11 protein-coding genes are annotated in these 13428 nt (G+C 70.6%); 10 read left to right on the top strand and 1 reads right to left on the bottom strand.

Translation table 11 applies throughout. From position 1 onward, the window contains the following. The first annotated feature begins 74 nt into the window (after positions 1-74). The gene (gene ychF / locus BLS95_RS17310) at positions 75-1151 is read left to right on the top strand and encodes a redox-regulated ATPase YchF (protein ID WP_090932758.1); all 1077 of its coding nucleotides are present in this window, start codon (positions 75-77) and stop codon (positions 1149-1151) included. A 14-nt stretch (positions 1152-1165) separates the two neighbouring features. Here ychF and BLS95_RS17305 read toward each other — a convergent pair whose 3' ends face one another. Further along, positions 1166-1378 (bottom strand): hypothetical protein, encoded by a 213-nt coding sequence (locus BLS95_RS17305; RefSeq protein ID WP_090932364.1) that lies wholly within the window; start codon positions 1376-1378, stop codon positions 1166-1168. 191 nt (positions 1379-1569) lie between these two features. On the opposite strand from BLS95_RS17305, the gene BLS95_RS17300 reads away from it, so the two are divergent. The 9 genes from BLS95_RS17300 (at position 1570) to BLS95_RS17260 (ending at position 13389) form a co-directional block, all read left to right on the top strand. Next, the gene (locus BLS95_RS17300) at positions 1570-1869 is read left to right on the top strand and encodes a hypothetical protein (protein WP_090932362.1); all 300 of its coding nucleotides are present in this window, start codon (positions 1570-1572) and stop codon (positions 1867-1869) included. Positions 1870-2480: 611 nt separating this feature from the next. After that, the gene (locus tag BLS95_RS17295; RefSeq protein ID WP_245765106.1) at positions 2481-3233 is read left to right on the top strand and encodes a conjugal transfer protein; all 753 of its coding nucleotides are present in this window, start codon (positions 2481-2483) and stop codon (positions 3231-3233) included. An 81-nt stretch (positions 3234-3314) separates the two neighbouring features. Beyond that, positions 3315-3566: a hypothetical protein gene (locus BLS95_RS17290; protein WP_245765132.1), complete on the top strand. Its 252-nt coding sequence runs from the start codon at positions 3315-3317 to the stop codon at positions 3564-3566. Between the two features lie 54 nt (positions 3567-3620). Further along, on the top strand, positions 3621-6404 hold the full coding sequence (locus BLS95_RS17285) for a conjugal transfer protein (RefSeq protein ID WP_176993236.1): 2784 nt from the start codon (positions 3621-3623) through the stop codon (positions 6402-6404). 47 nt (positions 6405-6451) lie between these two features. Continuing rightward, positions 6452-8929, top strand: a complete 2478-nt coding sequence (locus BLS95_RS17280) for an ATP-binding protein (RefSeq protein WP_090932354.1) — start codon at positions 6452-6454, stop codon at positions 8927-8929. After that, the gene (locus tag BLS95_RS17275) at positions 8926-11262 is read left to right on the top strand and encodes a type IV secretion system protein (RefSeq protein ID WP_090932352.1); all 2337 of its coding nucleotides are present in this window, start codon (positions 8926-8928) and stop codon (positions 11260-11262) included. Before BLS95_RS17280 ends, BLS95_RS17275 begins: the two co-directional genes overlap by 4 nt. A 3-nt stretch (positions 11263-11265) precedes the next feature. Further along, positions 11266-11889 carry a hypothetical protein gene (locus BLS95_RS17270; RefSeq protein ID WP_090932350.1) on the top strand — a complete coding sequence of 208 codons (624 nt, stop codon included), beginning with the start codon at positions 11266-11268 and terminating at the stop codon, positions 11887-11889. Beyond that, the gene (locus BLS95_RS17265) at positions 11886-12980 is read left to right on the top strand and encodes a C40 family peptidase (RefSeq protein ID WP_090932348.1); all 1095 of its coding nucleotides are present in this window, start codon (positions 11886-11888) and stop codon (positions 12978-12980) included. Before BLS95_RS17270 ends, BLS95_RS17265 begins: the two co-directional genes overlap by 4 nt. A 13-nt stretch (positions 12981-12993) precedes the next feature. Beyond that, a complete protein-coding gene (locus tag BLS95_RS17260) occupies positions 12994-13389 on the top strand; it encodes a (deoxy)nucleoside triphosphate pyrophosphohydrolase (protein ID WP_090932346.1) in 396 nt (131 codons plus the stop codon). Positions 13390-13428 lie beyond the last annotated feature (39 nt).

Genomic DNA, 13428 nt, shown 5'->3' with positions numbered 1-13428 from the left:
TCCGCCCGGAGCGCACCTGGGGGCTCACGTCCCAGGACCGGTCCGGACGCGCCGAGCAAGTAAACTCTGGCTTCGTGAGTCTCTCCATCGGCATCGTCGGCCTGCCCAACGTCGGTAAGTCCACGCTCTTCAACGCGCTGACCAAGTCCGGCAACGCACTCGCCGCGAACTACCCGTTCGCCACCATCGAGCCCAACGTGGGCATCGTGGGTGTGCCCGACGACCGCCTGCCCGTGCTGGCCGAGATCTTCGGCTCGGCCCGCGTCCTGCCCGCCAAGGTCGAGTTCGTGGACATCGCGGGCCTGGTCAAGGGGGCTTCGGAGGGGCAGGGAAGGGGCAACCAGTTCCTCGCCAACATCCGCGACACCGACGCGATCTGCCAGGTCATCCGCGTCTTCTCCGACCCGGACGTCACCCACGTGGACGGCGAGATCTCCCCCAAACGGGACATCGAGACCATCAACACCGAGTTGATCATGGCCGACCTGCAGACGGTCGAGAAGGCCGTCCCGCGCCTGCAGAAGGAGGCGCGCAACAACAAGGACAAGAAGGTCGCGCTGGAGGCCGCGGAGGGCGCCCTGCGGGTGCTGGAGACCGGCAAGACCATCTTCGAGAGCGGCCTCGACAGCGAAGAGCTGCGCGAGCTGCACCTGCTGACGGCCAAGCCGTTCCTGTACGTGTTCAACCTCGACGCCGACGAGCTGACCGACTCGGCGCTCAGGGAGCAGCTCTCCACGCTGGTCGCCCCGGCCGAGGCCGTGTTCCTCGACGCCAAGATCGAGTCGGAGCTGGTCGAGCTCGACGAGGAGGAGGCGCTGGAGCTGCTGCAGTCGGTGGGCCAGGAGGAGTCGGGGCTGCGCCAGCTCGCCAGGGTCGGCTTCGAGACGCTCGGCCTGCAGACCTACCTCACGGCCGGGCCGAAGGAGACCAGGGCCTGGACGATCCGCAAGGGCGCCACCGCGCCCGAGGCGGCCGGGGTGATCCACACCGACTTCCAGCGCGGTTTCATCAAGGCCGAGGTGGTCTCCTTCGGCGACCTGGTCGAGGCGGGCTCCATCGCCAACGCCCGTTCGGCGGGCAAGGCCCGCATCGAGGGCAAGGACTACGTCATGCGCGACGGCGACGTGGTGGAGTTCCGCTTCAACGTCTGAGCGGCGGGCGGGCGTCAGCTGAAGTGGATCTGCTCCTGATCCCACACGCCGCCGCGGCAGATCGCCTTGCCGCGGCCCACGGGGACGATCTCGCCGCCGTCGTCGGTGCACTCGCCGTCGGTGACCCAGGCGGGCGCGGCGTACGCCGTGGGTGCGTACGCGGTCAGCGCGCCCACGGTGAGCAGGGCCGCTGTGGCGGTGGTCATGATCGTGGTCGGCAGTGGCATTCCCGGCGGTCCAATCACTGAGAGTCGTCCATCGATACGCTACGTTACTGGCGGTGGACGGCGGCGCAGGCTCGTCACTCGTGGTTCCCGGGAGTCGTAGGACGATTGATGCCGGGACAACTGATGCGACAACCACTTTGGGCTCCTGCGCGTCGAATCGTCACGGCGTTCACGCTGACTCGGGAGGCCCCATGATCCGTCGCATCATCCGGAGACGACGCCAGGCACCCACGCTGGCCGGCATCAGTCTCGAGGAGGAACTGGCCCTCATCAGGGTCGAGCTCATGTACGGTCTGCGCGTCAACCGTGAGGCGTACCTGCGCAGGAAGGTCGACGAGCGCAACGAGATGGTGAGCCTCATGCGTGAACGGGACGCGGCCGAGATGCTGACGGAGCTGCGCGGCTCCCTGGAGCGGTCGGTGCAGCCGACCGTGGTGGACCTGCACAGCAGGAGGCAGCCGCGCTCCTCACAGGATCCGGAGCCCGCCTGAGGGCGAGGCGGGGCCGGTGATCTTGCGCTCTTACGCTCGCGAGCCATACCAATTGCGCAGGTAGCTGAGCGTCCATGCCTGGTTTGGACAGGGAACCATGGCCGCCCGGCTATGCGATTTTAGGCGTCTGTCCAGGTCAAATGGTGTTTCCACCGGGAACTCACAGGAATCGGCGCTACGGCGTGTCATACGTGCCCGGTTTGCCGTCGGGCCTGTCATGCCTGAGCATGGGCGTGGCTTTCTGGAAGAATGGCGGAGACCGGATAGTGTGACTACTTCACCGCGGATGATGGGGATCGGCAACGGACGACACCGCGCCAGCCGGGGGGATCGGCGCGAGCGGAGGCGTGATGGCTCGTAGGTCTACCGTCCAGCACGATCCTCGGATCGCTGGCGGCCCCGAGCTTTCCGCGCGCCCGGACACGGCTGACTTCGACGCGCCGCCACCCCGCCGGCCGCGTCGTGGCGGGTGGTCGGGCGGCGGCGGACGCTGGCTGGTGTGGACCGGCCGCGTCATTCTTTGGGCGCTTATTCTAGTTATCGTGGTGAATGGGGTTCGTGCCCCATTTGAGCGATTTACCCAGCAAGAGACCGCGGCACCAACTGAGCAGGTGCAGGTCAACCATGGATTCCCCGCCGAACGGGGCATGGCTTTCGCGGCCCAGTTCGCGGGGGTCTATCTGAATTTCAACCCGGACGACGCGGCGAGCAGGTCACGTAAGCTGGCGGCGTTCCTGGCCGAGGGCATGGACTCGCAAATGGGGTGGGACGGCTACGGCCAGATGGCCGCGGTCGCGATCCAGCCCTACGACATCGAGGCGTCCGACGCGAACAACGCCGTGGTCAGCGTGGCCTTCCAGACCGGCCCGCGCAGGCTGATGCTGTCCGTCCCGATCTACTACTCGGGCGACGACGGCGGCAGGCGGTTCGCGGTCGTCGGCCGGCCGGCGGTGCTGCCCGCCCCGGCTCCCGCCGAAGTTCCGCAGCTCGCCCCGCCGGAGATCGACGAGGCGGCCACGGCCGAGCTCAAACCGCAACTTGAGGGCTTCTTCACTGACTACGCCTCCGGCGCCCCGGGGCTCCAGCGCTACGTGGCCGCGGGCAAGAGCCTGCCGAGCTTCGGCGGCACCTTCACCTTCGCCGAGCTCAAGCAAGTCGTGGTGCCTGTGGGGGGTGCCACCCGAGAGATCCAGGCGGTGGTGGTGTGGTCCGTGCCGAACGGCGAGGTCCCTGCCACTCCCGACGCCACCGACCCAGCGGCGGTCGGCGGGCGGCTGGAGCAGGCCTATCGCCTGACCGTCGAGAAGCAGGGCGACAAGTGGTTCGTCGCGGACATTCGTGGCGCGGGTCGCGTCGTTGGATAGAAGCACGGCCGCGCTGCTGTTCGGTACCCCCCGGGAGGACAAGAAGTGACCTTGAAGACCGTAGTGCTCACCTTGATCGAGATGTCTCCGACGCCGACGGCGCCGCCGACCGGCATAGACCCCGGGGGACTCGCCAACTTCCTGCGCGCGTTCTTCGCCCCGTTGTTCCTGGTCGTGGTGTCGGTGGTCGCGCTCTTCTTCCTCTTCACCCGTGAGATCACGCGGTTCGTACAGTTCCTCATACTTGCTGTGGCCATCGGAGTGATCTTCTACGTTCCCAACATCATTGAGGTGACGGCGAGGGCGATCGCCGGCGCACTGGGCGTCAAGTGAGGGTTGAGACCGCTCCGCGGCGGTCATGAACGAGCGGGTGGAGAGGAGGACCGCGTGGACCTGCCCACGTATACGAACATCTGGCGGATAGAGAAGCGGCTCTACAAGCTGTACGACCTACGGCTGCCGATGCCGCTGCCCATCGTCTGGATCGGCGTCTTCGTCGGGGTGTTCGTGCCGTGGTCGCTCCTGTTGGTCCTGGTCGGCGTGCCGGTGGAGATGCCCTGGCATGTGCTGTTCCTGGTGCCGCCCGGGATCGTGACCTGGTTGTCCACCCGTCCCGTCATCGAGGGCAAGCGTCTTACCGAGCTTCTGGAGTCCCAGCTTCGCTACCTCGGCCAGCCGAAGACCTGGTGCCGCCTCGCGCCCGCGTCCGAGCCGGAGACCGTCGCGTTCGCCGGCCGCGTGTGGCGCATCGCTCCCGCCCGGGCCAAGGCGAAGGCGCCGCGCAAGGCGCGCCAGAAGCAGCCCAGGCGTGAGGGCCAGCGGGTCGCCGGGCCCCGCCAGGTGCGCCCGGCCGTCGCCGCCGCTGCCGCAGCCGCCGCGACGGCCCCCGTCGCCGCGCCGGCCACCACCCGCTGGGGGACTCGCCGGGGCACGGCTCCCGCCCTGAGATCCCGGGTACGCCAGTCGGCCCCGCCCCCGGCACCAGAGACCGCGGGGGAGCCCGTACGCCGTGAGAAGGGCCTTTCCGGCCGCCCTGAGCGCCTTCAGGAAGCACCGCTGACCGTCGTGCGCGGCGACGACGACCTCGTGAGCCAGGCGCTCGGCGCCGGGCGCGGCGCCGTCGAACCGGAGCCTGAGACCGGCGACCGGACCGCCCATGGGACCGGCGACCGTGAGACTGTCGCGCATGGGGCCGTGGGGAAGGAAACCCCGAACCTGGAGCAGGTTGCACCGCGGCGTGCGGACGGACCGGCCACCGAGACCGAGGCCGCGCGCGGAGCCCGGTCGTCACAGGCGGAGGCCGCGCGTGGAGAGCGGCTGGGCGCTGAGGCGGAGGTCGCTCGTGGGGCGGTCGAGCCGATCCGGACGGCGGAGAGCCGTAAGCCCGCGGCCGGCAAGCCGATCGACACCGAGGCGCTGCGGCGGCTGCGGAAGCTCGCGGCGAGCGCCGACGCGCCGGTCCGGCCGGAGGCGGCCGAAGATCGTGGCGAGGAGCCGCGGGGCGAGGACGAAGTGGCACGCGACCAGCACAGGAAGGGGCAGCCACCGCGGCTGAGCCCGTCGCTGGTGCTGTCCGGCACGCAACAGCTCTGGCCACCGCTCAACCCCGACGCCAAGCCCCTGCCCCGTCCGGTGGCCGGGGTGCCTGGCGAGGGTGGCCGGCCCGGTGACGGTGACCGTGATGTCGTGGGTGGTTCGCCCGCCGGAGAGGGCCGTTCGGCCGAGAACGGGCAGGGAGAGCACCGCGACGAGACGGCCCCGGCCGCACACGGCGTCAGCGCGAGCCCGACCGCCGACGTCGGCGATGTGCCACAGCCCGAGGCAGGCGATGCGCCGCAGCCCGTGGTCGGGGATGTGTCGGAGCGTGCGGCAGGCGATGCGCCCCAGCCCGTGGTCGGGGATGTGCCGGAGGGCGTGGCAGGCGATGTGCCGCAGTCCGTGGTCGGGGATGTGCCGGAGGGCGTGGCAGGCGATGTGCCGCAGCCCGTGGTCGCGGATGTGTCGGAAGGTGTGGCCGGTAAGGCTCGGCGGGCCGGGGGCGGGGACAAGGCGCGGCGGGGCCGTGGGGAGCGGGCCGGGCGTGGGATGGATGACGGCCGGGTCGTACCGATGACCGGGGTGGTCGGGGAGCGGGTGACGCCCGGGGCTCCCGTGGGTGACGGCCCGGGGGAGGAGTTCGTGGCGCCCGTGCCCGGTCCGCGGCCAGGTGAAGGGCGGGTGCGGCGCGTCGAGTCCGTCGTGGGACGGGACTCCGGCGGTTGGCGGCGGATCGCGCAGGTGGTCGTCGGCGGCGGCGGGGTGCGGACCGACGGGTCCGAGGTCGACGAGGCCAGGGCCAGGGGCGTGTTCGGCGGCAGCCGCCGGATCGTCGTCCTGGGCTGCACCGGCGGCGCGGGCCAGAGCACCACGGCCCTCATGCTGGGCCACACCTTCGCCAGATACCGCGACGACAGGGTCGTGGCCGTCGACGCCAACACCGGCGGCAACACCCTGACCAGCAAGATCCGGCCCGAGACGCCGGAGACCCTCACGTCGCTGCTGTCCGGGCTCGACCGGGTCAGCGGCTATCTCACGATGCGCGGGTACACCACGCGCACGGCCTCGGGACTGGAGGTGATCGGCGCGGACACCGACGCGGGCGCCGAGCAGCGGCTCGCGGATCGGTCGTTGTTCTCCGACCATCGGCTAGGCGAATCCATGCGCCTGCTCGACCGCCACTACAAGCTGGCCGTCATCGACCCGGCAGCCGCGCTGGCCGCCCGGGTCCTGCCGTACGCCGACCAGCTCGTACTCGTGGTCCCGGCGAGCGAGGAGGCGTCCGAGGCGGTGGCGATGACGTACGAGTGGCTCGACGGGCACGGCTGCGCGGAGCTGCGCAGGCGGGCGGTGATGGTGGTCAACGGCGTGAGCAGGCGTTCGATGGCCGACGTCGAGCAGGCGGAGTCGGTGGCCAGCGGCAGGTGCCGGGCCATCGTACGGGTCCCCTGGGAGGACGATCTGGCGCCCGGCGGTGCCGAGGTGGTCGACCCCGGGCAGTTGCGCGCGGCCGGGCGGCGGGCCTACCTCGCCCTCGCCGGTGTCGTGGTCGCGGGCTTTGCGGCACAGACCGTACGACCGAGCGAAGAGGAGTTGGCGAGTGACCCCCCGGGCACGAGAATCGGTGAGCGATAAGTGAACAAGCGAGCAGGTCTGGCCCGTTCATGCGCCGAGGGGGCGGCATGAGCAGGGCGTCCCGGGCGCACCAGCGTCTCGCGGTGCGCTATTTCGACGACCGCATCCTGCTCACGGACACCTGCGCATGGGCGTACTTCCGCCTTCCGACGGTCAGCTACGAGTTCGTCACGCCCGAGGAGCGCGAGGCGCTGGCCACCAACATCACGATCGCGCTGGCGGCGATCAGGATGCCCGACGCCGAGGTCCACCTGCGGGTGGCGCACCGCACCTACCCGGCGGCGGAGTGGGCGATGGCGCTCAACGCCACGTCCGACGAGGGGCCGGGCTGGCGCGACTACCTGGAGGAGATGTACCGGCACGTCTGGGCCAAGGACTTCTGGTCCAAGGAGGTCTTTCTAGGCGTCCGGCTCGGACCGCGCGGCAAGCAGCTCGGCAGCGGCGTGCTCGCCCAGCTCCTCGGCTTCTACCAGAAGACCGAGAAGGCGCTCGGGATGGACGACGACCACGTTCCCGACAGCGAGATCGGGCGCTGGACCGAGCAGGCCGAACGCCTCGGTAGGGCGCTCGCGTCGAGCTCTCTCTACGCCAGGCACGCCACCTCCGTCGAGGTGGCGTGGTTGTTCCAGCACGCGGCGGCGGGTGCTCTCGGCGACCCGCAGCCGTCGGCCAGTCCGAAGCGGCGCTGGGGCAAGGGCGAGATCGAGGCGCTGGTCGAGGGCGAGATCCACAACGGCAGGTCGCTGCTGCGCATCGTGCAGCCGCAGGGCGACTCGTACGTGGCCCACTTGTCGTTCGCCCGCTTCCCCGACCTCATGCCGTTCCCGGACGGCGAGCCGTGGATGCACTTCGCCGACCAGCTCCCGTTCCCGGTGGAGATCTCGTCGCGGATGCGGCTGATCCCGCCGGTCAAGGCGTCCAAGGACGTGGCGCGCAAGCTGGCCCACGCCCGTGACATGGACCACCACATCCGCGAGGCCGGGGCGGAGGCGCCGCTGGCGCTGGCCGAGCAGATCGACGCGGCCCGCATGCTCGAGCACGGCATCACGAAGGAACGCCTGCCGTTCGTGTACGGCTGGCACCGCCTGATCGTGGCGGCCCCGACCGAGGAGATCTGCGTGCAGCGGGTCGAGGCGGTCGTCGAGCACTTCCGCGACATGGGCATCGACGTGGTCAACTCGACGGGCGACCAGTTCTCGCTGTTCTGCGAGGCGCTGCCGGGCGAGAAGGTGCGCGTCAACGCCTACGCGCAGCGCCAGCCCCTGCGGACGATCGCGGGCGGCATGGCCACGGCCACCGTCGACGTGGGCGACCGGCTCGACGACGGCAGCGAGGGCTGGCTCGGCCCGTACATCGGCGAGACCGTCGGCAGGGCCCGCAGCATCGTGCACTTCGACCCGCTGCTCGCGGCCACCCGCAACCGGCCCACCGCCATCGCGATCACCGGCGAGCCCGGTGGCGGCAAGACCACGCTGGCGCTGCTGATGATCTATCAGATGGCGCTCAGGGGCGTGACGGTCGCGGTGATCGACCCGAAGGGCGACGCGGAGTCGCTCGTGCAGCTGCTGGAGAAGCGGGGCCGCAAGGCCAGGACCATCCCGCTGGGCTCGGCCGCGCCGGGGTTGCTGGACCCGTTCTCGTTCGGCGACGACATCGCGGCCAAGAAGACCATGGCCACCGAGACGCTGCGGCTGCTGCTGCCGCGCATGTCGGAGGAGCGCGAGTCGGCGATGATCCAGGCGGTGGCCGCGGTGTCCAACGCGCCCGACCCCTCGCTCGGCAAGGTCGTCGACTTCCTGGAGCAGGCCGACGACCCCGCCTCGAAGAACCTGGGCGCCGTCCTGCGGTCCATGTCGGAGATGCACCTGGCCAGGCTGTGCTTCGACCCCTCGGGCGGCGACCAGATCGACTCCGAGGGCTGGACCACCGTGTTCACTCTCGGCGGGCTGACGCTGCCGGACGTGGCGACGGCCAGGGACGACTACTCCTACGAGCAGCGGCTGTCGGTGGCGCTGCTCTACCTGGTGTCCCAGTTCGCGCGCCGGCTGATGAACGGCCTCGACCGGCGTGCCCCGAAGGCCATCTTCCTGGACGAGGCGTGGGCGATCACCTCCACGCCCGAGGGCGCCAAGCTGGTGCCCGAGGTGAGCCGGATGGGCCGCTCCCGCAACACCGCTCTTGTGCTGGTTTCGCAGAACGCCGGAGACCTGTTGAACGAGCAGGTGACCAACTGCCTCTCGTCGGTCTTCGCGTTCCGGTCCACCGAACGGGTGGAGGTGGACCATGTCATGTCCCTGCTCGGGGTGGAACCGTCGGAGGAGCACAAGGCCGTGCTGCGCTCGCTGGGCAACGGCGAATGCGTATTCCGCGATCTGGATGGCAGGGCAGGCCGTATCGGAGTAGACCTGATCTCCGAGGAACTTCTCCGTTGGCTCGACACGAACCCGACACACGACAAACCCGGCGCGGCCGGGCATGATGATCTTCAAGGGGGCGTGGGCAGGGCGCAGGAGGTACGGTCATGAAGATCCGACTATCCCGACGGCTGGCGCTCGCGCTTGCGCTCGTCACCGGCTTTCTCGTACTACCGCTGGTGGTGGGCGGCCTGGCCACCCCCGCAGCGGCGGCCCCGTGTGACCTGTCGGGCGCGCTCGCCCCCGAGGTGATCGGCGGCGGCACCGACGGCATGATCCAGCCGCCGGCCCCCGAGGGCGGGGCGCAGGCGCCGACCACCAACTACGGCCAGTTCGGCATGAGCGGCCAGTTCTGGCACACCCACGAGCTGGGCTGCTCCGACTACGTCGCCGTGCTCGGCAACATGTGGGCCAACGGCATCTTCACCGCGGCCAAGGCCGTCGACCGACTGACGATCACCACCTACCAGGCGGCGGCGACCGAGGGACCGCTCCAGTCGATCAAGGACGTGGTCGACGACATCATCACGAACCTGTCCAACGCCATGTACTGGCCCTACCTCCGCCCGCTCGTGATCCTCGGGGCGATCTGGCTGGCCTGGTACGGGTTGATCCGCAAGCGCGCCACCACGACCGCCGAGGGCGTGATCTGGATGGTGCTGGCGGTCACCGTGGCGATCTGGTTCTTCAGCAGGCCCGGCGACTTCACCGGGCTGGGCAAGGTCGTGACCGACAAGACCGGCGAGGTCGTCAACTCCGCCTTCTCCGGGCTGCCCGGCGCGGGTGGCGCGTCCTGCCTGCCGCCGCCCGGCACGGCCGAGCCGCAGGTCAAGGCGGGCGGCTACGGCCAGAACGGCACGCCGGGCGTCGAGCAGAACGCCGACGCGCTTTGGTCCACCCTGGTCTGCAAGCCCTGGCTGGTGGGCCTGTTCGGCACCGCCGACCCGCAGCAGCCGATCGTGCGCGACTGGGGCCGGAAGATGCTGGAGATCCAGTCGATCGCGCCGGCGACCCCCGGCCAGCCGGCCCCCGACGTGGGGGCCCACCAGTCCGAGTACGCGGCGCTGGCCGACCAGCTCAGGAACGACCCCCGCTACACCGTCTTCTCCGGCCGTGACTGGTCCAACCGGCTCGGCGTGGCCGTCGGGGCGTTCATCGCGGCCCTGGTGGCGGGCACGCTCATCTTCCTGGTGGCGGTCTCGCTGCTGGTGCTCAAGGTGGGCTTCCTGCTGCTGCTGATTCTGGGGCCGATCTTCCTGCTGATCGGCGTACATCCGGGCAGTGGCCGGATCGTCGCCATGCGCTGGGTGGAGATGCTCATCGGCACGCTGCTCAGACAGGCCGTGCTGACGATCGTGCTGAGCGTGCTCGTGTACGGGTACGCGCTCATCATCTCCACGGCCATGCCGTGGGGGCTGCAGGTGCTGTTCATGGCCCTGCTGACGATCGCGGTGTTCTTCTACCGGCGGCCGTTCCAGCACCTGTTCGCCTCGATGAGCGGGCACACGGTCACCACCCGCATGCTCGGCGAGGCGGCCAGCTCCTCCGTGCTCGAACGCTCGGCGGGCGTGCTGCCCCCGGTCGCCTCGGCCCGGATCGGCCGCTGGGGCCTGCGCAAGGCGGAGCCCCTCATCAGGGCCGCGAGCACGGCCAACCCGGCCGGGGCCGCGGCGACCGCGGCGGCCGCCACCGGGCAGGCCCGGGTACGCGCCGAGGAAGGCGACGGCGCCGCCACCGGCGTCCGGATCCCGGCCACGGCGGCACCGCTGGACACCGACCAGCAGGGCGGCAAGGCGGGCGCCAGGGCGCCGCTGGAGCCGCGCCGGGGCATGGCGCCACCGCTCAACCTGGGCGGCACGCCCACCCGCACGCGGGGCGCGGGCGTGGCGGGCGGGCCACGGACGGCCGGCACGCCCGGAGCCTCCGGAGCCTCCGGGGCGTCGAGCGCGTCCGGCTCGGGTGGTTCCGGCAGCGGCGGCGGCTCAGGTGACGGCTGGTTCGGCGGCCGGTCCGGCGGATGGGCGCCACGCGGCGGCTCGTCGGCGGGCTCGCGCGGCACCGGGGCACGGTCGAGGTTCGGCGGCTCGGGCGGCTCGGGTGGTTCGGGTGGCTCGCGATCGGGCGGTACGCGCTCCGGCGGCGGACTGTTCGGCGGCGGGTCGGGCGGGTCGGGAGGCTCTGGCGGCGGGTTGTTCGGCGGTGGCTCCAGGTCCGGCGGGTCGCACTCCGGCGGATCCCGGTCCGGAGGCGGGTCCCGGTCCAACGGCGGCGCCCCCAGGGGCGGCAGCTCGCCCGGTCCCCGCATCTTCGGCTCCGGCGAGCCGTCCTCGCGCGGCTCGGAGGCGCCACCGCTGTGGTTGCGCAGCAGCCGCAACGGCGGCTCCGAAGGCGACAACCCTTCTGTGCCCTTCTGGCTCAAACCGAACAACCCCGACAAGGACTAGAACATGGCGCAGCCCGGTGACAGGCGGGGGGTGGCCTTCGCCGCCATCGTCGTGGTCATCGCCGCGGTCGGCATCTACCTGACGATGTGGCCGGACTCGGGCGAGGAGCCCGAGGCCGGCCCGGTCCCGTCCGCGGTGGCCACTGCGCCCGCTCCGTCGAGCACCCCGCTGGCGACCGCGAGCGCCGCGCCGTTCGACGTCTACTCCTACCTGCCGCTGAACAGGGAGCAACTCGCCGCGGCGGCCGACCTGGCCGAGCGGTTCACCGCCGTCTACGGCACCTTCCGGTACGACGAGGACCCGGCGGCGTACGCGCAACGGCTGAAGGCGTACACCACGGCGGAGCTCGGCGGCATCCTGACCAGGACCATGACCTCGGCGGGCACCGTCGAGCAGAACCGCAACGACGAGATCGTCTCCACCGCCACCGGCAAGGTGAAGGAGATCAGGCAGATCGACAAGAGCTCCGTCGTGTTCGTGGTCACCGAGAACAGGCAGGTCACCGCCAAGAGCGGCAACCAGCAGGTCACTGACGACCTCGCGGTCACGGTGAGCCAGCTCGGGACCGACTGGCGCATCTTCGAGGTGCTGCCGGCGACCCAGGGTCAGGACGGTGACCCCGGGTGAGAGTCTCACAGGTGCGCCTCTTCCTGCTGATCGGCCTGGTCGGGGCGCTGGTGCTGGTGGCGGTCATCCTGTCGCCGATGTTGCTGATGTCGCCCCCGTCCTTCATCTCCGACGGCGGCTTCGCCACCGACTGCGAGGACACCACGCAGGTGGAGGAGGTCTCGGACACGGGCACCGCCGACATCCCTGCCGACTACCTGGATCTCTACAAGGAGTACGGCGAGGAGGTCGGCGTCCAGTGGAACATCCTGGCCGCCGTGGGCAAGCGCGAGACCGACCACGGCCGGTCCAACCTGCCCGGCGTCAAGAGCGGCACGAACTACGCGGGCGCGGCAGGGCCGATGCAGTTCCTCATCTCCACCTGGGGTGGCAAGGCGCGGATCCCGATGTCGTCGACGTTCAACGGGTACGCCTCCGACGGTGACGGCGACGGGGTGGGCGACGTGTACAACCCGGCCGACGCCATCCTCGGCGCCGCCAAGATGCTCAGGCGCAACGGGGCGCCCGAGGACGTACGGCGGGCGCTGTTCGTCTACAACCGGGCCTGGTGGTACGTCGACCAGGTCGAGGAGATCGCCAGGAAATACGCCAAGTCCGGTGCGGTGGAGGTGCCGCCGCAGGCCTCGGAGGAGTGCGACGACCCGCTGATCGCCGCCGCGCCCAGCGAGGTGGTGGCCAAGATCCTCCAGTACGCGCTGGCGCAGCGCGGCAAGCCGTACCTGTGGGGCGGGACGGGGCCCGACTCGTTCGACTGCTCGGGGGTCATCTACTCCGCCTACCGTGCGGCCGGGCTGCAGATTCCCCGTACGACGTTCACGCAGTGGCCCTTCGGCATCCGGATTTTAGACGGCGACGAGCAGCCGGGGGACCTGGTGTTCTTCAACGCCGGCCCCGGCACGTCCGCCACCAGCCCCGGGCATGTCGGGCTGGTCGTGTCCAAGGGCAAGATGCTGGAGGCCCGGTGCCGCCTGTGCGGGCCGATCAAGGTCACCAGCTACGAGACCCGCGCCAACCGGGTGGGCTTCACCCGTCCCTTGCAGAACCCCGGCGTGATCGAGCAGCTCAAGAGCCTGCAGAATTCGTCCCTATGAGAAAGCTCAACGTATGAGCACGGTGGTGGTCGTGGCCGCGGTGATCGTCGGTCCGGGCGGTCGGGTGCTCGCCGCTCAACGCGCGGAGCCTCCGGCCCTCGCGGGCGGCTGGGAGTTCCCCGGTGGCAAGGTGGACCCGGGGGAGGGCGAGGAGGAGGCGCTCGTCCGGGAGTGCCGCGAGGAACTCGGGGTCGAGGTCGTGGTCGGCGAGCGGGTCGGCGGTGACTGGCCCCTGTCCGAGGGATACCTCATGCGCGTCTGGCTGTGCTCGCTGGCCTCGGAGATGCCGGAGGCCAGGGAACATCTGGCGCTGCGGTGGCTGGGCCCCGGCGAGTATTACGAGGTCGACTGGCTCGGAGCCGATCTCACCATCATGAAGACCGTGGAGAATCTGCTCCAGCTGGATTAACCCCTCCCTCTCTGTGACAGAATGGTTACTGTATGTGAT

Origin of the sequence: Nonomuraea jiangxiensis, assembly GCF_900099965.1 — a bacterium.
Lineage (GTDB): Bacteria > Actinomycetota > Actinomycetes > Streptosporangiales > Streptosporangiaceae > Nonomuraea > Nonomuraea jiangxiensis.
This window is presented reverse-complemented; position numbering and strand designations above follow the sequence as displayed.

Bases quoted from the DNA above. Each gene is read 5' to 3' on its own strand.
- BLS95_RS17305 (WP_090932364.1), bottom strand. From the start codon at position 1,378: ATGCCACTGCCGACCACGATCATGACCACCGCCACAGCGGCCCTGCTC.
- BLS95_RS17300 (WP_090932362.1), top strand. From the start codon at position 1,570: ATGATCCGTCGCATCATCCGGAGACGACGCCAGGCACCCACGCTGGCC.
- BLS95_RS17290 (WP_245765132.1), top strand. From the start codon at position 3,315: ATGTCTCCGACGCCGACGGCGCCGCCGACCGGCATAGACCCCGGGGGA.
- BLS95_RS17280 (WP_090932354.1), top strand. From the start codon at position 6,452: ATGAGCAGGGCGTCCCGGGCGCACCAGCGTCTCGCGGTGCGCTATTTC.
- BLS95_RS17275 (WP_090932352.1), top strand. From the start codon at position 8,926: ATGAAGATCCGACTATCCCGACGGCTGGCGCTCGCGCTTGCGCTCGTC.
- BLS95_RS17270 (WP_090932350.1), top strand. From the start codon at position 11,266: ATGGCGCAGCCCGGTGACAGGCGGGGGGTGGCCTTCGCCGCCATCGTC.
- BLS95_RS17260 (WP_090932346.1), top strand. From the start codon at position 12,994: ATGAGCACGGTGGTGGTCGTGGCCGCGGTGATCGTCGGTCCGGGCGGT.